This window comes from Variovorax sp. JS1663 (genome assembly GCF_002157355.1).
In the GTDB taxonomy this organism is placed as follows: domain Bacteria; phylum Pseudomonadota; class Gammaproteobacteria; order Burkholderiales; family Burkholderiaceae_C; genus Variovorax.
Genome location: NZ_LYMK01000007.1, coordinates 89,693 through 110,619, shown reverse-complemented (window position 1 = coordinate 110,619; position 20,927 = coordinate 89,693). Strand labels below are relative to the sequence as shown.

18 protein-coding genes are annotated in these 20,927 nt (G+C 69.5%); 5 read left to right on the top strand and 13 right to left on the bottom strand.

What is annotated here, in order from left to right; all coding sequences use genetic code 11:
* Positions 1 to 106 precede the first annotated feature (106 nt).
* The 3 genes from A8M77_RS08580 (at position 107) to A8M77_RS08570 (ending at position 5,477) form a co-directional block, all read left to right on the top strand.
* Positions 107 to 1,810, top strand: coding sequence for a SpoIIE family protein phosphatase (locus tag A8M77_RS08580; protein WP_158100893.1), 1,704 nt, complete (start codon positions 107 to 109; stop codon positions 1,808 to 1,810).
* Positions 1,807 to 4,272: a response regulator gene (locus A8M77_RS08575; protein ID WP_086921132.1), complete on the top strand. Its 2,466-nt coding sequence runs from the start codon at positions 1,807 to 1,809 to the stop codon at positions 4,270 to 4,272. Before A8M77_RS08580 ends, A8M77_RS08575 begins: the two co-directional genes overlap by 4 nt.
* 182 nt (positions 4,273 to 4,454) lie before the next feature.
* Complete coding sequence (locus A8M77_RS08570; protein WP_086921131.1) at positions 4,455 to 5,477, top strand: alpha/beta fold hydrolase; 1,023 nt, start codon at positions 4,455 to 4,457, stop codon at positions 5,475 to 5,477.
* Here the strand turns inward: A8M77_RS08570 and A8M77_RS08565 are convergent.
* From A8M77_RS08565 to A8M77_RS08545, 5 genes are all read right to left on the bottom strand, one after another.
* On the bottom strand, positions 5,423 to 8,611 hold the full coding sequence (locus tag A8M77_RS08565; RefSeq protein ID WP_086921130.1) for a CusA/CzcA family heavy metal efflux RND transporter: 3,189 nt from the start codon (positions 8,609 to 8,611) through the stop codon (positions 5,423 to 5,425). The genes A8M77_RS08570 and A8M77_RS08565 overlap by 55 nt on opposite strands.
* An 18-nt stretch (positions 8,612 to 8,629) precedes the next feature.
* Positions 8,630 to 9,940, bottom strand: coding sequence for an efflux RND transporter periplasmic adaptor subunit (locus tag A8M77_RS08560; RefSeq protein ID WP_086921129.1), 1,311 nt, complete (start codon positions 9,938 to 9,940; stop codon positions 8,630 to 8,632).
* Positions 9,937 to 11,244 carry a TolC family protein gene (locus A8M77_RS08555; protein ID WP_086921128.1) on the bottom strand — a complete coding sequence of 436 codons (1,308 nt, stop codon included), beginning with the start codon at positions 11,242 to 11,244 and terminating at the stop codon, positions 9,937 to 9,939. Before A8M77_RS08555 ends, A8M77_RS08560 begins: the two co-directional genes overlap by 4 nt.
* Positions 11,245 to 11,339: 95 nt before the next feature.
* Positions 11,340 to 11,711 carry a hypothetical protein gene (locus A8M77_RS08550; protein ID WP_086921127.1) on the bottom strand — a complete coding sequence of 124 codons (372 nt, stop codon included), beginning with the start codon at positions 11,709 to 11,711 and terminating at the stop codon, positions 11,340 to 11,342.
* 75 nt (positions 11,712 to 11,786) lie between these two features.
* A complete protein-coding gene (locus tag A8M77_RS08545; RefSeq protein WP_086921126.1) occupies positions 11,787 to 12,065 on the bottom strand; it encodes a hypothetical protein in 279 nt (92 codons plus the stop codon).
* A gap of 211 nt (positions 12,066 to 12,276) precedes the next feature.
* Here A8M77_RS08545 and A8M77_RS08540 point away from each other — a divergent pair, with 211 nt between their 5' ends.
* Positions 12,277 to 13,050: an MHYT domain-containing protein gene (locus tag A8M77_RS08540; protein WP_086921125.1), complete on the top strand. Its 774-nt coding sequence runs from the start codon at positions 12,277 to 12,279 to the stop codon at positions 13,048 to 13,050.
* On the opposite strand, the gene A8M77_RS08535 is transcribed toward A8M77_RS08540, so the two are convergent.
* The 4 genes from A8M77_RS08535 to A8M77_RS08520 form a co-directional block, all read right to left on the bottom strand.
* Positions 13,047 to 14,471: a methyl-accepting chemotaxis protein gene (locus A8M77_RS08535; protein ID WP_443270649.1), complete on the bottom strand. Its 1,425-nt coding sequence runs from the start codon at positions 14,469 to 14,471 to the stop codon at positions 13,047 to 13,049. The genes A8M77_RS08540 and A8M77_RS08535 overlap by 4 nt on opposite strands.
* Before the next feature lie 136 nt (positions 14,472 to 14,607).
* A complete protein-coding gene (locus tag A8M77_RS08530; RefSeq protein ID WP_086921124.1) occupies positions 14,608 to 14,826 on the bottom strand; it encodes a hypothetical protein in 219 nt (72 codons plus the stop codon).
* Between the two features lie 88 nt (positions 14,827 to 14,914).
* The gene (locus tag A8M77_RS08525) at positions 14,915 to 16,309 is read right to left on the bottom strand and encodes a phenylacetate--CoA ligase family protein (RefSeq protein WP_086921123.1); all 1,395 of its coding nucleotides are present in this window, start codon (positions 16,307 to 16,309) and stop codon (positions 14,915 to 14,917) included.
* 93 nt (positions 16,310 to 16,402) lie between these two features.
* The gene (locus A8M77_RS08520) at positions 16,403 to 17,350 is read right to left on the bottom strand and encodes an adenylate/guanylate cyclase domain-containing protein (RefSeq protein ID WP_086921122.1); all 948 of its coding nucleotides are present in this window, start codon (positions 17,348 to 17,350) and stop codon (positions 16,403 to 16,405) included.
* Between the two features lie 365 nt (positions 17,351 to 17,715).
* Here A8M77_RS08520 and A8M77_RS08515 point away from each other — a divergent pair, with 365 nt between their 5' ends.
* On the top strand, positions 17,716 to 17,997 hold the full coding sequence (locus tag A8M77_RS08515; RefSeq protein ID WP_086921121.1) for a hypothetical protein: 282 nt from the start codon (positions 17,716 to 17,718) through the stop codon (positions 17,995 to 17,997).
* 68 nt (positions 17,998 to 18,065) lie between these two features.
* On the opposite strand, the gene A8M77_RS08510 is transcribed toward A8M77_RS08515, so the two are convergent.
* Genes A8M77_RS08510 through A8M77_RS08495 form a run of 4 tightly spaced genes read right to left on the bottom strand, consistent with a single transcriptional unit; the run spans position 18,066 to position 20,918 of the window.
* Positions 18,066 to 18,998 (bottom strand): LD-carboxypeptidase, encoded by a 933-nt coding sequence (locus A8M77_RS08510; RefSeq protein WP_086921120.1) that lies wholly within the window; start codon positions 18,996 to 18,998, stop codon positions 18,066 to 18,068.
* On the bottom strand, positions 18,995 to 20,074 hold the full coding sequence (gene tadA, locus A8M77_RS08505) for a tRNA adenosine(34) deaminase TadA (protein WP_086921119.1): 1,080 nt from the start codon (positions 20,072 to 20,074) through the stop codon (positions 18,995 to 18,997). The genes A8M77_RS08510 and tadA overlap by 4 nt, the downstream gene beginning before the upstream one ends.
* Positions 20,061 to 20,270: a hypothetical protein gene (locus A8M77_RS08500; protein WP_086921118.1), complete on the bottom strand. Its 210-nt coding sequence runs from the start codon at positions 20,268 to 20,270 to the stop codon at positions 20,061 to 20,063. The genes tadA and A8M77_RS08500 overlap by 14 nt, the downstream gene beginning before the upstream one ends.
* Positions 20,271 to 20,918 (bottom strand): FMN-binding negative transcriptional regulator, encoded by a 648-nt coding sequence (locus tag A8M77_RS08495; protein ID WP_086921117.1) that lies wholly within the window; start codon positions 20,916 to 20,918, stop codon positions 20,271 to 20,273.
* Between the last annotated feature and the right edge of the window lie 9 nt (positions 20,919 to 20,927).

Below are 20,927 nucleotides of genomic sequence, written 5' to 3'. Positions count from 1 at the left end.
AATCGTCGCCCTGCCCTTCGCCACGGTGTCATCCCCGGCTTGCCATCGCGCCCGCCGGCCCGGAGAATTTCCTCCCCACAAGGCGCAGGCGCTCCCTGCCGATGCCATGAACCTCGACCCTGTCACTCCCGTCGCGCTGGTGGTGGACGACGAGCCGGTGACCCGCCTGATGGTGAAGCTGACGCTGCAAAGCCTCGGCTGCGCGCCAGTGCTGGAGGCTGCCGACGGCATCGCGGCGCAACACGTCCTGCGTGAGCATCCCGAAGTCGCGCTGGTGCTGACGGACATCATGATGCCGCGCATGGACGGCCTCGAACTCCTGCGCTGGGGACGCCAGGCCGTGCCCGAAGCCATGTGGATCGTGCTGTCCGGCCTCGAGACCTTCGACTCTGCCGTCGCCGCGATCCGGCTCGGCGCCTTCGACTTCCTGCCCAAGTCGCCGCGCAAGGAAGAGATGAGCGTCGCCGTGCGCAACGCGCTCGAGCGGCGCCAGCTTCTGGCCGAACGCCAGCGGCTGCACCTGGCGCTGCAGCACAAGGTTCGCGAACTCGAGGAGACCTCCGAGTTGCTGCGCCGCGACCTGGAGCGGGCGGAGGTGATCCAGCGCGCCCTGCTCCCTCGCAGCCCGCCGCCCATGGAAGGCTATTGCATCCAGGCGGTCTACCGGCCGGGGCAGCACGTGGGTGGCGACCTCTACGACGTGATCCGGCTGGGCGAGCAGCACCTCGCCTTCTACCTGGCCGACGCCACCGGCCACGGCGTGACCTCGGCCATGCTCTCGGTGCTGTTCAAGCAGCGGCTCGTGCTGATGGACCCGGCGACCGGCTTCGCGCTGCCGCCGGCGGAGGTGCTGGCCGCGGTGAACCGCTCGATCTGCGAGGCGCATGCCGCGCCGGGACTGTTCCTGACAGCCGTCTTCGGCCTGCTGGACACGTCGGACGCCAGCCTCACGCTCGCATCGGCTGGCCATCCGCCCGTGCTGCACGCGCGCGACGGTCGGGAAACGCGCCTGGTCCGCCGCACCGGTCCCGCGCTCGGGCTGGCGCCGGATGCGCACTTCGGGCAGGAGCGCTTCCAGCTCCTGGCGGGCGACCGGATCCTGCTCTACACCGATGGGCTCCTGCCCTCCGGGTCCGAGCGCGAGCTGGAGCTGCTGCAGGACGTGCTCGCCAAGCCGCTGGCCAGCGCGCAGGAGGTCATGGCGCAGCTGCACGGCGCCGCGCCGGCGGGCGCGGACCGGGACGACTGCACCATCCTGCTGATCGACGCGCACGCGGGCGCCTCCTGGTTCGACAACGGTGCCGAGCTTCCCGCGGCTGCCGCATCCGTCGCGCCGCGGCCCGAGGGCGAGGTGGTGTTCTTCGGCGAGGCCGACCATGTCGCCTGGCTGGCGCTGCGCGGCCGGGCCAGCTGGATGCATTGCGACGCCTTCCACGAAGCGGCGCTGGCCGTGCTGGACGGCGGGCGGTCCCTCGTGCTGGACCTCTCCGGCTGCGAGTACATGGACAGCACCTGCCTCGGCACCGTGCACGAACTGGTCGCCCGGGGCGGCGTGACGCTCGCCGACGTGCCGCCGGCCATCCGCGCCATGTTCGAGGAGTTGAGCATGCAGCAGGTGCTGACCGCGGTGCGCGAGGACGGGCCCGCCGCGCCGGAGCTCTACGCGCTGGACGCCGCCGGTGGCCAGGCCGCGGTGCAGAAGCGGATCCTGAAGGCGCACGAGGCCCTCTCCGCGCTGAGCGAGCGCAACCGCGAGGAGTTCAGGGACGTCGTCGAGTCGCTGCGCAGCGAGCGGGACGGGCCCACATGACGACATCCATCCGCGTGCTGCACCTCGAGGACGACCCGGCCGATGCGCAGCGCATCGGGGCCGGGCTGCAGGCCGAGGACCTGGCCTGCGACATCGCCTGGGTGCAGACCCGGGAGGACTTCGTCGACGCCCTGCAGCGGCAAGCCTTCGACCTGGTGCTGTGCGACTACGAAGTCGGCGGCATGGCGCTGGTGCAGGAGGTGCTGCAGCAGCATCCGGGCATCCTGTTGATCGTGATTTCCACCGATCTGCTGCGCGAGGAGGAAGGGGTGCAGTGCATGGAGGCCGGCGCCACGGACTACGTGATCAAGCTGCGCCTGCACCGGCTGGGCTACTCGGTCCGGCGGGCGATCGCCGAACGCCAGCACATGGCGGCCCTGCGCCAGGTGGAAGAAGACCTGCGCACCTTGAACGCCGATCTCGAGGCGCGCGTCCACCTGCGAACCGCTGAACTGGAAACGGCCAACGCGTTCCTCAACTCGATCATCCATCACATCCCCTACCAGGTCATCGTCAAGGACGCCAAGGACCTGAAGATCCTCCGCGTCAACCGCAGCATGGAAGAGCTGACAGGACGCAGCCAGCAGGAGCTGCTGGGCAAGACGGCCTACGAGTTCGTCAGCTCCCGGGAAGAGGCCGACTTCTTCACGGCCAAGGACAGGGAGGCGCTCGCGCTGGGCCGCGAAGTGGACATTCCCGAGGAGAACCTGCACACCCGCGACGGCAGCGTGCGCGTCCTCCACGCGAAGAAAATCCCGATCCTCGACGAGACCGGCCAGCCGCGCTACGTGCTGACCATGTCGGAAGACGTGACGGAAAGAAAGAAGAAGGAGCGCGAGATCGAGCGCCTGAATGCCGCCCTCGCGCAGCGCAGCGCCGAGGTGGAGGCCGCCAACCGCGCCAAGGGCACCTTCCTGGCCACCATGAGCCACGAGATCAGGACACCCATGCACGGCATGCTGGGCATGCTGGAGCTCCTGGGCCTGACCGAGCTGGATGCCGAGCAGCGCGAGACGCTCGGGCTGGTGCGCGAATCGAGCCGGTCGCTGCTGCGCATCATCGACGACATCCTCGATTTCTCGAAGATCGAGGCCGGCAAGCTGGAGGTCCGCCCCGAGGTCGTCTCGATCAAGCGCGTCATCGAGGAGGTTCAAAGCATCTATCTGGGCAATGCCAGCAGCAAGGGCCTGATCGTGCGGCGGATGGTGGACCCGCGCGTCAGTCCGGCGCTGCGGGTCGACCCGGTGCGCCTGCGCCAGATCCTCAACAACTTCGTCAGCAACGCGATCAAGTTCACCTCCGAGGGGTGGATCGACCTCAACGTCCAGTGGCTGGGCCGTTCGGACGGCGTGGAGCGCCTGCGCTTCGAGGTCAAGGACACCGGCATCGGCATCTCGCCCGAGGACCAGCAGCGCCTGTTCCAGCCCTTCAGCCAGGCGGAGGACGACGAGGCGCGGCGGCGGCCCGGCGGCACCGGGCTGGGGCTGGTCATCTCGCGGCAGCTGGCACAGATGATGGGCGGCTCGATCCGCATGGACAGCGAGCCGGGCAAGGGCACGACCATCACCCTGGAATTGCCGTTGCCCATCGCCGAGCCCCTTCCGGCCGGCGGCCCCGATGGCGCGCGCCCTCTTCCGCACACGGCCATGCGCCGCACGGCGCCCGACACCGCGCAGGCCGAGGCGGAGGGAACGCTGGTGCTGCTGGTGGACGACCACCCCGTCAACCGCATGCTGCTGCTGCGCCAGGTGCGCACGCTGGGCTATGCCGCCGAGACCGCGGACGACGGCGTGCAAGGCCTGACGGCATGGAAGTCGGGCCGCTTCGGGCTGATCATCACCGACTGCCACATGCCCCACATGGACGGCTACGAGTTGGCGCGCAGCATCCGCGGGCTGGAATCCGACGCGGGTGCCGAGCGCGTACCGATCATCGCCTGCACCGCCAACGCGCTGCAGGGAGAGGCCGAGGCCTGCTTCGCCGCCGGCATGGACGACTTCCTGGTCAAGCCGGTGGAGCTGGCGCAGCTGACCGACAAGCTCGATCGATGGCTGCCGCTTCCGCAGGCGCCCTCCCCGCCTGCCGTTTCGGCGTTCTCGGATACGGACCCCACTTCTTCCGCGTGCCCGATCGACCAGGCGCTTCTCTCCACCAATTGCGCCGGCGATGCGTCGATGGTGAGCCAGGTGCTCGCCGCCTTCCGCCTGACCTGCGAGGACGACTCGGCCGGGCTGCGGCAGGCCGTGGCCGATGACGACGTGCCCCAGGTCACCCGCTTTGCCCATCGCATGGCGGGCGCCAGCAAGATGGTCGGCGCGCTCGCGTTCGCCGCCGCGTGCGAGCGCATCGATCGCGCCAGCCGCACCGGCGATTGGAAGACGGTGCTCGCCGGCATGTCGGCCTTCGAGCAGGAGCGCACGCGCCTGGATGCCTATTTCGCGGGACGCAAGGAAACGGCCTGAGCCCATCGCAGGCGGACCCGCTGCCAGCGCGCCGGCCCGGCCAAGGGCCGTGAAATTTACTGTGGCGAAAGCTGCCCCGGATACAGAGGCATACGAAGGTGCGCCGCCGGGGCACGCGTCGCCACAACAATTCATTCCGCCAGAGCCCGAACGGGCCCCCTCCACCTCGCAAGGACCCCAACATGTCAAACAAACACGCTTTGCCCCGTCGCTCGTTCCTGGGCGCCGCAGCCTTCGGCGCCATGGCCGCCCAGTTCACCGCCACGACGGCGCTGGCCCAGAGCGCGGCGCCGGCAGCGCCGCCGAGGCGCCTCACACCGCTGAAGAACATCCACGCCGGCGTGCTCGACATCGAATACGCCGAACTCGGCCCCGCCGATGGCGCCCCGGTGATCCTGCTGCATGGCTGGCCCTATGACATCCATACCTATGTCGACGTCGCCCCGCTGCTGGCGGCGGCCGGCCACCGGGTGATCGTGCCGCACCTGCGCGGCTACGGCGGAACCCGCTTCCTTTCCGACACGACCCCGCGCAATGGCCAGCAGAGCGTGGTCGCCGTCGACATCCTTGCCCTGATGGACGCGCTGAAGATCCAGAAGGCGACCATTGCGGGCTGTGACTGGGGCGCCCGCACTGCCTGCATCATGGCGGCGCTGTGGCCCGAGCGCGTGAAGGCGCTGGTCTCCGTCAGCGGCTACCTGATCGGCAGCCAGCAGATCGGCCAGGTGCCGCTGTCGCCGGAGGCCGAGTTGCAGTGGTGGTACCAGTACTACTTCGCGACAGAACGGGGGCGGCTGGGCTATGAGAAGAACCGCAAGGCGTTCGCCAGGCTGATCTGGCAGACCGCATCGCCGAAATGGGCCTTCGATGACGCCACCTTCGAGCGCAGCGCCGCGGCCTTCGACAACCCGGACCACGTGCGCATCGTGGTGCACAACTACCGCTGGCGCCTGGGCCTGGCGGAAGGCGAAGCGAAGTACCGCGAACTCGAGGCGCGCCTCGCCCAGGCGCCGGTCATCGGCGTGCCGACCATCACCCTGGAAGGCGATGCCAACGGCGCGCCGCATCCGGAACCGAGGGCCTACGCGAGCAAGTTCTCGGGCCGTTACGAGCACCGCAACCTCAGCGGCGGCATCGGCCACAACCTGCCTCAGGAAGCGCCTGCCGCCTTCGCAGCGGCCGTGCTGGACGTCGCGCGGCTGTAGGCCTCCTCCTCGTCGCGCCCGTGCGCCAGCCGGTAGAGCACCGGCAGCACCAGCAGCGTGAGCGCGGTGGAGGAAAGAATGCCGCCGATCACCACCGTGGCGAGCGGCCGCTGCACCTCCGCGCCGGTGCCCGTCGCGATCGCCATCGGCACGAAGCCGAGCGACGCGACCAGGGCCGTCATCAGCACCGGCCGCAGGCGCGTGACCGCGCCCTCGTGGATCGCGGCGTCCAGGGGGCGGCCGGACTCGCGCAGGTTGCGGATGAAGGAAATCATCACCAGCCCGTTGAGCACCGCGACGCCCGACAGTGCGATGAAGCCCACCGCGGCCGTGATCGACAGTGGGATCCCGCGCAGCCACAGCGCGAGGATCCCCCCGGTCAGCGCGAACGGGATGCCGGTGAACACCAGCAGTCCGTCCTTGAGGTTGCCGAACATCGCGAACAGCAGCGTGAAGACCAGCAGCAGCGACACCGGCACCACGATCTGCAGGCGCTGCGTCGCCGACTGCAGGTTCTCGAACTGGCCGCCCCAGGTGGTCCAGTAGCCGGCCGGGATCCGGACCTGCGCCTCGATGGCCGCCGACGCCTCGCTCACGAAGGAGCCGAGGTCGCGCCCGCGCACGTTCGCGCTGACCACGATGCGCCGCTTGCCGTTCTCGCGGCTGACCTGGTTCGGACCGGGCGCGAGCGACAGGTTGGCGACCTCGGCGAGCGGGATGAAGCTGACGCGCCCTGCCCCGTTCCCCACCGGCAGCGCGATGGGCAGGCGGCGGATGGCCTCGATGTCGCCACGCAGGGCTTCGGGCAGGCGCACCACGATGTCGAAGCGCCGATCGCCCTCGAACAGCGTGCCCGCCTCGCGCCCGCCCACCGCGGTGGCGACGGTGTCCTGGATGTCGGCGATGTTCAGGCCGTAGCGGACCGCCTTCTCCCGGTCGATCTCGATGGTGAGCATGGGCAGCCCCGTGGTCTGCTCGACCTTCACTTCCTGCGCGCCGGCGATGGCGCCCAGCACCTTCTCGATCTGCCCGGCGGTCCTGTCCAGCACCTCCATGTCGTCGCCGAAGACCTTGACCGCCACGTCGCTGCGCACGCCGGAGATCAGTTCGTTGAAGCGAAGCTGGATCGGCTGCGAGAACTCGTAGTTGCTGCCGGGAATGGCGTTCACCTCCTCCTGCACCGCCGCGAGCAGTTGCTCGCGGGTGCGCCTGGGCTCGGGCCACTGGTCCATCGGCTTGAGCATGATGTAGCCGTCCGAGATGTTGGGCGGCATCGGGTCCGATGCGATCTCCGCGGTGCCGGTGCGGGCGAAGACCCGCTCGATTTCGGGGAACTTGCGCTTCAGCGTCTGCTCGAGCTGCTGCTGCATCTGCACCGACTGGCTCAGGCTGGTGCCCGGAATGCGCAGCGCCTGGATCGCGAAGTCGCCTTCGTTGAGGCTGGGGATGAACTCGCTGCCCAGCCGTGTCGCCAGCAGGCCGGACAGCAGCACAGCCGCCACCGCGGCGGTGACGACCACCGCCTTCGCGCCCAGCGCACGCGCCAGCAGCGGCTCGTAGGCGCGCCGCGCCCACGACATCAACCGGTTCTCCTTCTCCGAGACGCGGTGGCCGATGAACAGCGCGACGGCCGCGGGGATGAAGGTGACCGACAGGATCATCGCGCCGAGCAGCGCGATCACGACGGTGAGCGCCATCGGGTGGAACATCTTTCCCTCCACGCCCGTGAGCGCAAAGATCGGCAGGTAGACGATCATGATGATCAACTGCCCGAAGAGCAGCGCCCGCCGCGCCTCCTGCGAGGCGGCGAAGACCTCGTGGAAGCGCTCGCCGCGCGTCAGCGGCCGCCCGTGGTGGGCCTGCGCATGGGCCAGCCTTCGCACGCAGTTCTCGACGATCACCACCGCGCCGTCGATGATGATGCCGAAGTCCAGCGCGCCCAGGCTCATCAGGTTGGCGCTGACCTTCTGGCTCACCATGCCGGTGAAGGTGAACAGCATCGACAGCGGAATCACCAGCGCGGTGATGATCGCGGCACGCAGGTTGCCGAGGAAGAGGAACAGCACCGCGATCACCAGCACCGCCCCCTCCAGCAGGTTCTTCTTGACCGTGGCGATCGCCTTGTCGACCAGCACCGTGCGGTCGTAGACGGTCACGGCCTCCACGCCCTCGGGCAGCGTCTTGTTGATCTGCACCATCCGCTCGGCCACGGCTTGCGAGACGATGCGGCTGTTCTCGCCGATCAGCATGAAGACCGTGCCCAGCACGACCTCGCGGCCGTTGTCGGTGGCCGCGCCGGTGCGCAACTCCCGGCCGATGTCGACCTCGGCCACGTCGCGCACCCGCACGGGCGTGCTGCCGCTGCTCGTCAGGATGACGTTGCGCAGGTCGTCCAGGCTGCGCGCCTGGCCGGGCGCGCGGATCAGGTACTGCTCCCCTCGCCGCTCGATGTAGCCGGCGCCGACGTTGGCGTTGTTGCGCTCGAGCGCCTTGACCACGTCGGCCATCGACAGGCCGTAGGCCGAGAGCTTCTCCGGGCTGGGCGCGATCTGGTACTGCTTGGCGAAACCGCCGATCGAGTTGATCTCGGTCACGCCCGGCACGTTGCGCAGCTGCGGCTTGATGATCCAGTCCTGGATCTCGCGCAGGTCCGTCGGGGTGTAGGGCGATCCGCCCGGCTTCCTGGCGCCCTCACGGGCCTCGACGGTCCACAGGTAGATCTCGCCCAGGCCGGTGGAGATCGGCCCCACCGCGGGATGGATGCCGTCGGGCATCTCGCCGGCCGCCGTCTGCAGGCGCTCGTTCACCAGCTGGCGCGCGAAGTAGAGATCGGTGCCGTCGCGGAAGATCACCGTGACCTGCGACAGCCCGTAGCGGGACAGCGAGCGCGTCTCCTGGAGGCCAGGCAGGCCGGCCATCGCCGTCTCGATCGGGAAGGTGACGCGCTGCTCTGTCTCCAGCGGCGAATAGCCCGGCGCGGCCGTGTTGATCTGGACCTGGACGTTGGTGATGTCCGGGACCGCGTCGATCGGCAGCTTCTGGTAGCTGAAGATCCCGATGCCCGCCATGCCCAGCACGGCGAGCAGCACCAGCCATCGTTGCTCGACGGCGAAGCGGATGATTCGTTCGAACATGTGTGCCTGCTTCCTGCCTCAGTGCGTGTGCGTGGCGGAGCGCTTGCCCTGCTCGGACTTGAGGACGAAGCTGCCTGCCGCGGCATGCGGCGCGCCGGCCTGGAGCCCGTCGAGGATCTCGACGCGCTGGCCGTCGCTGCGCCCCACGCGCACCGGCTGCGGCATGAAGCCGCCCGGCACCTTCAGGTAGACCACCGGCCTGCCGTCGACGGTCTGCAGCGCGGCGGCCGCGACCGTGACCGGCGCCTTCACCTCCTCGGCGACCAGCTCCACGTCCACGAAGAGGCCCGGCCGCCATGCGCCTTGCGGGTTCGGCAGCACGACGCGGGCGCGCGCCGTGCGGGTCTGCTCGCCGATCAGCGCCCCCACGTAGGCCACCTTGCCCTCGATGCTCGCCTCGAAGGCGCCGGAGCGCACGATGACGCGCTCGCCCACGCGCACCCGCTGCAGGTCCCGCGCGGCCACGCTCATCTCGGCCCAGACGGTGGACAGGTCGGAGAGGGTGAAGACGTTGGCGTCCTCCTTGATCGATTCGCCGAGCGCGATGTGCTTCTCGACCACCATGCCGTCGAAGGGCGCGCGCAGCTCGAAGCGCCCGAGCGCGCTGCCCTGGGCCGAGGCGCCGAGCGCGAACAGCTTCTGGCTCGCGTTCGCGGCGGCGATCTCCGCCTCGTGCAGCGCCTGGCGGGCCTGCAGCACGTCCTGCTCGGGCGAGATCTTCTGCTCCCACAGGGTCTTCTCGCGCGCGTAGGTCGTGCGGGCCAGCTGCTGGCGCTTCTGCGCCGCCTGCAGTTCGGCCCGGGTCTCGGACACGACGGTGCTGGAGATGACCGCCAGCACCTGCCCCTTGCGCACCTGCTGGCCGAGGTCGGCATGCACGCTGTCGACCACGCCCGCCACGCGGGGCACGACGTGGGCGGTGCGATCCTCGTTGAAGCGGATCTCGCCCGGGAAGCGCGTGGAGCTGCCGATCGTCGCCGGCGCGCTCTCCGCCAGCGCGATGCCGGCGGACTGCACCTGGGCATCGGACAGGGTCACCCTGCCCGCGGGCTGTTTGGCTTCGACCGCCTTGGCGCCTTCCTGGGGTGCCTTGGCGGTGGCCTCTTCCGCATGGCCATGCGCGTCCTTCCCGTGCTCGTGGCCATGGCCGTGGTCGTCGCCTTCCTTGCCGGCCTCTTCCGCATGGCCGTGGCCGTGGCCTTCCTCGGAGGTGCCGGCTGGCCCGATGCGCCAGATCAGCGCGGCCGCGACCACGCTCAGGACGACGATGAAGAGGATGGCAAGACGGTGCCCGCGGCTGAGGCCGCTCGCGTTGCTCGGAGTGGTCATGGGCGCTCCTTGGAAATCGGGGATGCGGTTGCGGTCGGGTCCGGGCCGCCCAGGAGGCGGTCCAGGTCCGTGATCGAGCGATGGGCATCTGCCAGCGCGCGCAGGTACTGGGCGCGCGCCTGCAGCAGGGTGCGCTGCGCGTCCAGGGCCTCGAGGTAGCTGAACTTGCCCAGCGCGAAGCCCTTGGTGGCGGCGTCGAAGGCGCTCTGCGCGCCCGGCAGGATCTCGGCCTGCAGCGCCGCCGCCTCGGTGCGGGCGGTGTTGTGACGCTGCAGCGCGGCGCCGGCCTCGGCGCGCAGGCGCAGTTCGAGGGCGCGGGCCTCGTCCCCCGCCTTGTCCTGCCGGCGCAGGGCCTCCAGCAGGTTGCCCCGGTTGCTGTCGAAGATCGGCAGCGGCACCGAGATCCCGACGACCGCCTGGCTGCGCGCCATCTCCTGCGGCCGCTTGGCGCCGACGGTCAGCGTGATGTCCGGAACGCGCTTGGCCCGCTCCAGCTCGGCCAGCGCGCGCAGGCGCTGCACGTCCAGGCCGGCCTGGCGCATCGCGGGGGCGCGCTGGAGGCGCTCCTCCAGCAGCGCTTCGGGCGGCAACGGTGGCATCGCCAGGGCATCGCCATCGACCCCGCCGATCGGCGTGGGTGCGCCGGTGACGGCGCGCAGCTGCTGCAGGCTGGTCCGCAGTTCGCCCTGGGCCTGCACCAGTTCCAGGCGCACGTTCGCCTCGGCCACCTTCGCCTTGGTCTCCTCGACCGGCGAGATCTTGCCGGCGCTGACCCGTTTGCCCGCGGCCTGGCTGCCAGTGTTCGCCAGCGCCAGCGAGGCCAGCGCCAGGCGCACCCGGTCCTGCGCGATGAGCGCGGCGAAGAAGGCGGCGGTAACGCTCGCCCGCAGCTCGGCCTCGCGGCCTTCCAGCTGCACGCGGGCGAGCTCGATCGCGCGCTCCGCCGCCTCGATGCGGGCACCGCGCTTGCCGCCGAGCTCGATGGGCTGGCTGAGCAGGACGGTGGTCGTCCGCGTCTCGCGGCGCGTGTCCTCGAGCTCGACGCTCAGGCTCGGGTTCGGCAGCACGCCGGCCTGGATGCGGGCGCCTTCGGCGGCCTCGATCTCGCGCCGGGCGGCCGACAGCTCGGGGCTGTGGTCCAGCGCCAGCGCCACCGCGGCGGCCAGGGTCAGGGATGCGGCCGGGGCGGCCGCCGGCGCGGCGGCCTGGGGCACCGCGTCCGCGGATGGATTGTTCTGGGCGAGCGCACCGGCGCTCGCGAGTGCCATGAGCGCGAGCGCCATGGGCACGGGAAACCTGCACATCGAATTCTCCGGTCAAGAAACAGGACAAGGAATCCGGCGCGGGTCGTCAGGCCATCAGCAAGGAAGGAATGAGGAAAGACAGGACACGCGCCGGCTCAACCGAGGCGGGTCCATTTGGGGCGATCGATGTCGTCGTCGATCGCGCAGAGGAAGGGGCGCGGCGCCGGAGGCGCAAAGCGCCTGGCGGCCGGCATGGCTGCGACGGAGATCTTGAGCGTGACCGGTTGCGCGACGCCGCCGTGGCAGTAGCTGCAATCCGGGTGGTCGGCGCCCAGGGGGCTCTTGGCGAGGTCGGTCGTGGTGTCGGCATGCGCTGCATCGGACGGCGCCGTCGCATGCTTGTGCGCGTGGTGGCCGACGTGCGCCGCCGCCGGGTTCGACTCGTGCCCGCAATAGGCAGCGGCCGCCGCCCAGGCGAACTGGGTGGCCAGCATGAAGGCGAAGACGGCGAGCAGCCAGCGAAACATGGCGGCGAGTCTAACGGGGCGGCGTCAAGGGGAAGCGATGGCCCTGCATGGCATCTTGGTCATTCCGGCGCGCCATCAGCCCCGCGGCCGCGGCGCCGGCTCCAGGGCAGGTGGGCCGAAGGGCTCGTTCGCGTGCCGCAGGATCCGCAGCGTCTCCTCGAAGATGGCATCGACCAGGGGCTTCTCGGGAATGTCGCCGGGAATGCTCTGGTGGTCGCGCACCACTCCCGCGATGACGGTGCCGATGAAGCCAGCCTGCCGTCGCTCGGCTTCCTGCAGGAGAACGTGCAGCAGATAGGCACAGGCACCGGCCTGGGCATGGGGAGGTGGCGGGGCGGGTGTTTCGGTGTTCATGCGCGTCGCGAAAAGGGGTACGAGGGGCCAGGGGACCTGCGGCCATTCTGCCGCCGCAGCATCAGCCCTCTCGCAGCCACGGCCGCAGAAGAACCTCCGATCTCAAACGAGAACTTTTGTTTCGCGTGAAATCGATCACATCTAAAAGTAGTAACAAAGAATAACATCGTTACCACCAATAACAATGCCCTGTGGGGCTTCGGAATCTCAGATGGAAACTCTGATCGTCCCCGTCTACCAGTTCGGCTTCGTCGGGCTGTCCTACCTGCTCTCGGTCATCGGCGCCTTCGTCGCGCTGACGGCGGCCCGCCGCATCCGCCGGGCGGACGGCAGCACCAGCCTGTCCAACAGCCTCGTCACGGGTGTCGCGCTCGGCGGCATCGGCGTGTGGTCCATGCACTTCATCGGCATGGTCGCGGTCAAGCTGCAGATGGGCATCGGCTACTCGTTGTTCGAGACGCTGGTCTCGCTGGTCGCCGCCATCGTGGCCTCCTCCGTCGCGCTGGCCTATGTGGCGCAGGCGCCGAAGGATCCGAGGCGCATCGTGACGGCCGGCTCCCTGCTGGGCCTGGGCGTGGCGGTGATGCACTACCTGGGCATGTACGGCATGCGCTTCGGCGGTTTCATCCGTTGGGACTTGGGAATCGTGGCGGTCTCGGTGCTGATGGCGATGGCGGCGGCCAGCGCGGCGCTCTGGCTGGCCTTCAACACGCGCACGATCGGCGTGCGCCTCGCGGCCGCGCTGGTGATGGGCGTGGCCGTGTGCTCGATGCACTACACCGGCATGGGTGCGGCGGACTTCATCTGCACCACGGCCAATCCGCGCGCCATTCCGAATGGCTTCGGCATCATCAGCGCGCTGGACCTGCCGGTGCTGGTCACGCTGGTGGCGGTGGGCGCGGCCTTCATCATCGCGCTGGAGCAGATCCTCAGCTTCGCGGCCCAGGTCGCGGCGGCGCCGCGCAGCGCGTCGCGCACGGCTTAGAAGCTCTCCCAGTCGCCGCCTGCAGGCAGCTTTGCCGGCACGACAGGCTGACGCGGCGCCGCTCCGGCGATCCGCTGCACGGGCTTCACCGGCAGCTTGGGCCGCACGGCAACCGGTGCCGGCCGAACCTGCACGGGCACTGGCACAGCCGGCGCTTCGTCGTCGTCGAGCTTGAAGGTGCCCACGACCTGCGACAGCTTGCCGGCCTGCTCCTGCATCGACGCCGCGGCAGCCGCGGCCTCTTCCACCAGCGCGGCGTTCTGCTGCGTCACCTGGTCCATCTGCGTGATGGCCTGGTTGATCTGCTCGATGCCCTGGGTCTGCTCGTGGCTGGCGGCGGTGATCTCGCCGATGATGTCCGTCACCCGCCTGACGCTGCCCACGATCTCTTCCATGGTGCGGCCGGCTTCGCTCACCAGTGCGGTGCCAGCGTTGACCTTGCCCACCGAATCGTCGATCAGGCCCTTGATCTCCTTGGCCGCGCCGGCGGAGCGCTGCGCGAGGTTGCGCACCTCCGCGGCCACGACGGCGAAGCCGCGGCCCTGCTCCCCGGCCCGCGCGGCCTCGACCGCTGCGTTGAGTGCCAGGATGTTGGTCTGGAAGGCAATGCCGTCGATCACGCCGATGATGTCGACGATCTTCCTGGAGGAGGCATGGATCGACGCCATGGTGTCCACCACCTGGCTGACCACGTCGCCGCCCTTCACCGCCACGTCGGAGGCCGAGAGCGCCAGCTGATTGGCCTGGCGTGCGTTGTCGGCGTTCTGCTTGACGGTGGAGGTCAGCTCTTCCATCGAGGCAGCGGTCTGCTCCAGCGAACTGGCCTGCTCCTCGGTGCGCGAGGACAGATCCTGATTCCCGGAGGCGATCTGGCTGGACGCCGTCACGATCGAATCGGTGGACTCCTTGATGCGGGTCACCACGTCGGTCAGCGTGTCCTCCATCTCGCCCATGCCGCGCAGCAGGCGGCCGAACTCGCCGCCGCGCTCGGTCTCGAATTCCTTGCTGAGGTCGCCCGACGCCACCGTCTCGGCGATCAGGATGGCCTCGTCCAGCGGCCGCACGATGGCCCGCACCATGCCGATGGTCCAGCCCACGCCGACGCCCAGCGCGAGCAGCCCCAGCCCGAACAGCAGCCACTGCGCGCCGGCGATGACCTCTTCGACCTCCGCGGAAGCCGTCTTCGCCTGCTGTGCCTGCAGTGCGGCCACGGCGGCCAGCTGCTTCTGCACGGCCTCCCCGCCCGCACCGGGCTGGGACAACTGGCGGAGGCCGCCCGCCAGCGCTTCCTGCTGCGCAGCGCCGGCCCGCGCATGGATCTCGGCCATGCCGCGCAGACGCACCATGCCCACCGCGATCGATGCAGCCATCAACAGCAGCACGATCCCGAAACCCCACCCGAGGCGGGTCGCGATCTTCATATTCCGCATGCTTGTTCCTAGACGGCCGCCGATTCCGGGCCGGGTCACGAGACTTATCGGCAGCGGCCCCGCGAAACTTGAGGCCTTCAAGCTAGGTGAAAACCCGCAGATCCGCCGGATCGCGGTGTCTACGCCCTCAGCCGTCGATGGGAACGCCGCCGCCGAAGCGGCAGATCCACTGGTCCCAGAGTTCCTGGTTGACGGCGGCGAAGGGCTGCTGCCAGACGGTCATCATCTGGAGTTGGGCCTGCTGCGCCCGCATCAGGCTCTGAAGAATGGCGGTTTGCAGTTCGAGGAGTGACTGGAAGCTGCCGTAAGGACCGTTCGGCAGATCAGTGACAGAGGCGAAGGTCATGAGGGTTCTCCCAGGGGACTCGAGGTTCGGATCGCGCGAAGCGCCAGGCCGGGCGAAACATCAAGCCTAGTGGATGCCGGCCGCACCTTCAAGCCTCGGGTGCGGCCACGAGCACCCGTTGCACCTTGCCGCTGATGCCGCGGCGCTCGCGCTCCCCGCTCCTGCAGTGGATGTGCACGCCGACAGCCCCCTGCCGGGCCAGGAAGGCCGACAGCGCGCTGCGCCCCCGGCGCAGGCTGGCATCCGCCGCCTTGCCCTGCAGGCCGGTGCAAAGGAGCAGTTCGCAGGGGCCTTCCTGCACGAGCTGGAAATCGAACAGGCCGGCATCGTCCTCCAACACCGTGCTCACTGCCAGCGGCGGGACGCAGACGGTCCGCGTGCCAGGACGGCCCAGGCGCAACGCGTCGTCGTTGCGGCCTTCCACCTCGATCACGGGCAGCGCGCTGCCGCAGGGACAGGCAGCGGGGTCCTGCTGCACCCGATCGCCCAGGTCGTAGCGGATCAGCGGCTGCACATGGTTGGCGAGGTTGGTCAGCAGTGTCGTGGTGCCGCGCTCGCCCGCCGCCACGACGCGGCCTCGTGCATCCACCGATTCGAGGATTGCCCAGTCGCTGTTGAGGTGAAGCCGGCCCTGGCGGCATTCACTGGCCAGCGTCAGAAACTCGGAGGCGCCGTAGTTGTTGACCACCGCGCAACCGAGTGCCTGCTGCACGAAGCCGCGGCAGGCGGCCGACAGGTTCTCGCCGCCGGTCCAGACTTCCTGCGGTGCTGCCTGCAGCCGGCCGGCCAGGCGTTCCTCGGCCAGCAGCAGCGCCACGCTGGGATACGTGGCGATCACCGTGGGGCGCAATGCGTCGAGCTGCGCCGCCAGCGATTCGGCCGACTGCAGGAAGGAGATGCTGCGCAGGCTCAGCGCCAGGGCCGGGTTGAGCCGGCGCAGGCGCTCGATCGAAACCGTGCTCGCAAAATGCCCACCCGTCGCCCCGACGAAGACAATGCGCTCGCCCAGGCCAAACGGGTTCATCAGCCGCTCGAGCGAACGCGCCGCCGGGCGACGCAGGTACTCCAGCGCGTCGTACACGGCCATCGCCTGCGCATCCTGCACGAAGATGCCCGGCTCGCCGCTGCTGCCCGAGCTCTCCCACACCACGGAGCGCCCGGCGAAGGCATCGGCAATGCGCGAGCGATCGGCGGTGAAGCGGCGCAGCGCATCGAGGCGCAGCGCAGGATCGGTGACCCAGTCGTCGAAGGCGCGCATCAACTCGGCCTTGCGCACGACCGGCAGGGTTTCGAGGCGGATGGCCGCCGGGTCCCGCCCCTCGAAAAGCCGACGGTAGAAGGCCGATCCGCGCGCGGCGGCGCGCAGCAGGTCGGCCAGGCGCTGTTCACGCCGCGCCGCGAGCGCTGATGCGCCGGCATGCGCGGCCGCAGCCGCGTCGAGGGCGATGCGGTTCGTCAGCCAGGGATCGAAGGGGGGCAGCACGGCGGCGGAAGAAATCCACCATGGTGGACGCAGCCGCGCCGCTTGCCAAGGAATACCGGGAAAGGCGACGGGCGATCGGCGCGCCGTGCAGGCTCAGCGGGCGTCGCGCCGCGAGAGCAGCACGTTGCCGCCGGTGGTGTTGAAGGAGATCGTTGGCGCGCTGAAGTCGCTCAGGGGCGCGCCCAGCCCGATTTCGCCGCTGCCATGCAGCACGCACTCGTCACGGCGCAGCGCGATCTCGCCGCTGGCGCCGGCGGTGCCGTGGAAGCGGACCCACGTGCCGTAAGTGCTGATGTCGACCAGCACGCAGCTGCCCTGCCGCGCCTCGATGCGCGCATGCAGGCGCGAGACGCGCGGATCGTTGACCACGAACTGTGCGTCGTCGACCCGGCCCAGATGGATCGGCAGCTCTTCCGCGCGGAACATGGAGCGGACGTCGAGCCACGCCAGCTCGATTTGCCCGAAGGAGGAATCCGCCCCTCGCGACGGCGCGGCGAGCGAAGCCGGCATGGTGAGGAACTCGGTGACCTCGTCCTGCCAGTCGATGCGGTGCACCACCGGCATTTCGTTCTTGCCGCGGATGTTGATCGGCCCGAGGCTGCGGTGCCGCGCCTCCCCGCCCTGCAGTTGGTCGATGACCGACTCGGTCGCCCAGATCTGGCCTGGACCGGCGAGGTCGCTCAGGCGGGAGGCCAGGTTGACGGCGTCGCCGTAGCAGTCGCTATCCACCTCCACCACCTCGCCGCTGGCCACGCCTATCTGCAACTCCATGCGCAGCGGGGCTGGCCAGGTCTGGAGACGTTTCTGATGGTTGCGCTGAAGTTCGAGCACAGCCCGGGTGGCGCTCGCGCCGCTGGCGAATATCGCGAACACGCCATCGCCCAGCGATTTCACGACACGGCCACCGTGGGATTCGCAGACGCCGCCGATCCACTGGATCAGGCGTGTGACAGTCTCCGTGGCCCGGGCGTTGCCGATGGCTTCGAAGACCCGGGTGCTCCCGGTCAGGTCAGCGAAAACGACAGTGGAATGACCGGTCATTTATGTGCAAATTTTGGTGGCTCGCGCCGAGGGATTATGGCAAAGCACAGCAAAAACGCCCCAAAGCGGCATCAAATCGACACCTTGGCGACCGAAGTTGTTGCTTTTTCATTCGGAAACACACCTGTACAAACAGGCTCACATGGTTAGTACAACTTAGGTATCAATTGCTCGCCTAAAGCATGAAGAAATTTGTGAAGTATGTTGTTTTTCAACATGAAATCATGCTTCCTCCCCTTTCCTCCCCTTGTGCGCCAAATCCTACGCGCTTAACGTTGTAGCCATCAGGGCTCCAGGCATCCCACCTTCGTCTCATGGCGTCACTCCACAGTTTCTTCCGATTTCTGTCGTCTCCGATCCTCGGCATGGGCCGCTCCACGGACCGCCAGATGGGCCAGATCCGCAGCGCCATGCTTTCGCTCCTTCAAGGCCATGGGGGCCATTCCGCCCAGCGCGTCGCCCAGCGGGTGCGCTTCGCGGGCGACATGGAAGCGCTCTGGTACCTGCGCCAGGACGTGCTGACGGCCCTGAGCGCCATTGATGGCGAAGCCGCCGCCCGCCGCCAGATGCGCGAGATCAATCGCCTGTTCAAGGGTGGCCTGCCCGGCGCGCTGGTGCCGCGGCCGCATCACCGCATCACCACCTGAGAAGGCGCGTCCCCTCCTCCCGCACGCCAAGCCGCTGCCTTCGCAGCGGCTTTTTCTTTGCGGCCTGTTCAGTGGGCGTGCCTGTGCCCCCACACCATGAAGACATCGCGTCCATCGGCCGCGACCTCGACATGGGCGCCGAGCGGCAGCAGCACCTTGGTCGGAACATGGCCGAAGGGCAGGCCCGTCAGCACCGGCGCCTTGATCAGCCCGCGCAGGCGAGTCACCACCGTCTGCATGTCGAAGCCGCGGTCGTGCGGCACCTTGCGCGTGCCGGTGAAGTGCCCGATCAGCACGGCCTTCTGGCGCGCCAGCACGCCGGCATGGCGCAACTGGTCGAGCATGCGCTCCACCCGGTAGGGATGCTCGTTCACGTCCTCGAGGAAGAGAACGCCCTTGTCGATCGCCGGAAAGTAAGGCGTGCCCAGCAGGCTGGTCAGCACGCAGAGGTTGCCGCCCCACAGCGTCGCGTCGTGCAGGCTGCGAAAGCCCGCGAGGGACTCGCCCTCGCGCTTGGGCACGCGCCAGCCGGTGCCTTCGCCTTGCCCGTGCAGCAGGTCGTCGAAGCAGGCTTCCATGATCTCGTCGGGCCCGTCCTCGGCGCCGAAATCTTCCCCGAGTGCCGGCCCCGACCAGCTGACCGCGCCCGTCTTCGCGAGCAGCGCGCACTGGAAGGCGGTGAAGTCGCTCAGGCCCACGAACTCGGTGCCGCGCCCGATGGCCTTGGCCACCGCCTTGTAGGGAATGGCATCCAGGATGCGCGTGAGCCCGTAGCCGCCGCGCGAGATCAGCGCCACGTCGGCGCCGCTGGCGGCCGCGCGTGCAATGGCGGCCAGGCGGGTCGCATCGTCGCCCGCGAAGCGCTGGTGGGTGGCCAGCGCAGCCTCGTCGACCTCGACCTCGTGGCCCAGCGCCTGCAGGCGCTTGACGCCGCGCTTGAAGGCGGCCTTGTCGCGCACGGCGCTGGAGGGGGAATAGATGTAGATGTGCTTCTTTTTCACGGGCCGAAGTATCCCATCGCCTCACGCGCGATCAGCTCCGCCTGCTGTTCGCTGGGACCCGAGACCTCCTCGGGCACGGGGCCGAAGGCCCGCAGCGCCGCTTCGAAGCCACGATCGGGAAAGGGCGCGCGCCAGGCGGCGTCCGCGCTCGTGCCGCCATCGGGCGCAGCCATGGCCAGCATGAAGCGCTCCGGTGCGGCGCTGGTGAGCAGGGTCGCCAGCTCGCCCGCGCCCGCGCTGTAAACCAGCGCGAGCGGCCCCGGCTGCAGGCGCTCCAGCCAGGCAAGCAGGAGATCCCGGTGCCAGGGCCATTGGTGCACCGTCTCCCGCTTGGGCTTGTCGCTGCGGCCGAAGCCGATGAGGTCCGGCGCCAGCACCCTCAGCCCATGCACGCGCGCGAGGTGACGGAAGAAGTAGCTCCATTCGCCCGGGCCATGCAGGCAAAGGCAGGCCCAGGGGGCGTCAACCGGCCCCTCGTCGAGGTAATGCATGCGCCAGCCGCGCTGCTGCGGCAGGTCGCTGATGTAGCGCGGCGCGAAGCCGTAGTCGGGCAGCGCCTCGAAGCGCTCGGGCGGGGTGCGCAGCGCATCGTCGCGCAGTGGCTCGGCCGCCTCGCGCGCCGCGCTGCGCCGGCCCTTGAAGAAGTCCTGCAGCGCCTGCTGGCACTCGTCGGCAAGCACCCCGCCCTCCACCTGCGTGCGATGGTTGAGCTGCCGGTTGGCGAACAGGTCCAGCACCGAGCCGGCAGCGCCGGTCTTCGGATCGGCCGCGCCGAACACCACGCGGGCCAGCCGTGCATGGAGCATGGCGCCGGCGCACATCGCGCAGGGCTCCAGCGTGACGTAGAGCTCGCAGCCGTCGAGGCGGTAGTTCCGCAGCGCCGCGCCGCCGGCGCGCAGCGCATTCATTTCGGCATGGGCACTGGGATCGTGCAGCGCTACCGGGGCATTGCGTCCGCTCGCGAGCAGCCGCCCTTCCCTCACCAGCACCGCGCCCACCGGCACCTCGCCGGCTTCGGCCGCGCGATGCGCCTCGTCCAGCGCGAGGCGCATCCAGTGCGCGTCAGCGGGCGTCATCGGGGACGGGACGGGGCTGCTGCATGGCGGCGTCCAGCGCCTGCTTGAACTGCTGCTCCACCTGGCGCGGCTGCGTCGCCGGCGCCTGCCCCGGGGCTGCGGACGGCCCGGCCGCCATCCCGCCCAGCTGCTTCTTGACCAGCACGCCCACGATCACCAGCGCGAGCAGCACCCCCAACAGGCCGAGCGCGCGCATTCAGCGTTCCTCCGCCGGGGCGGCCTCGGTCTTCAGGCCGAGGCGCTGCATCCACACCGCGAGGGCCTGCTCGTCGGGCGAACCGGCGCTGTACTGCGCATACATGGCCGCATGCGCCTCGCGCCGGTGCTGGTTGAGCTTCAGCTTGCACTGGAGCGCCGTCACCTGCAGCTCGAAGCCGACGATGCCGTTCAACATCTTGAGCTGGAATTCCTCGCCCAGGTCGCGCCATTGCTGGGCGTAGGCCGGCTCGTGATCGCCGATCAGGCGCTTGAGCAGTGCATCCTTCTCGGGGGGCGACTCGATCAGCCGCGCTTCCACCGTGCAATGCACGGCCAGGTAATTCCAGGTCGGCACCCGCGCCAGGTCGGGATAGACCGAGGGTGACATGTAGGCATGCGGCCCGAGGAAGGTCACCAGCGCCCGCGGCCGTGCCTGCAGGTGGCGCCAGAGGGGATTCGGCTTGGCGCAATGGCCCAGCAGGGCGAAGCCGCCCTCCTCCCGGCGGTCGTCCAGCACCAGCGGCAGGTGGGTGCCGAAGGGCTGGCCTTCGTCGTCCACCGAGATCAGGCTGGCGAAGGGATGCTCGCGCATCAGCTGCGCGGCGATCGCGCGGTCCTTGCTGTCGAAATGGGGCGGCATGTACATCGGGGCGAC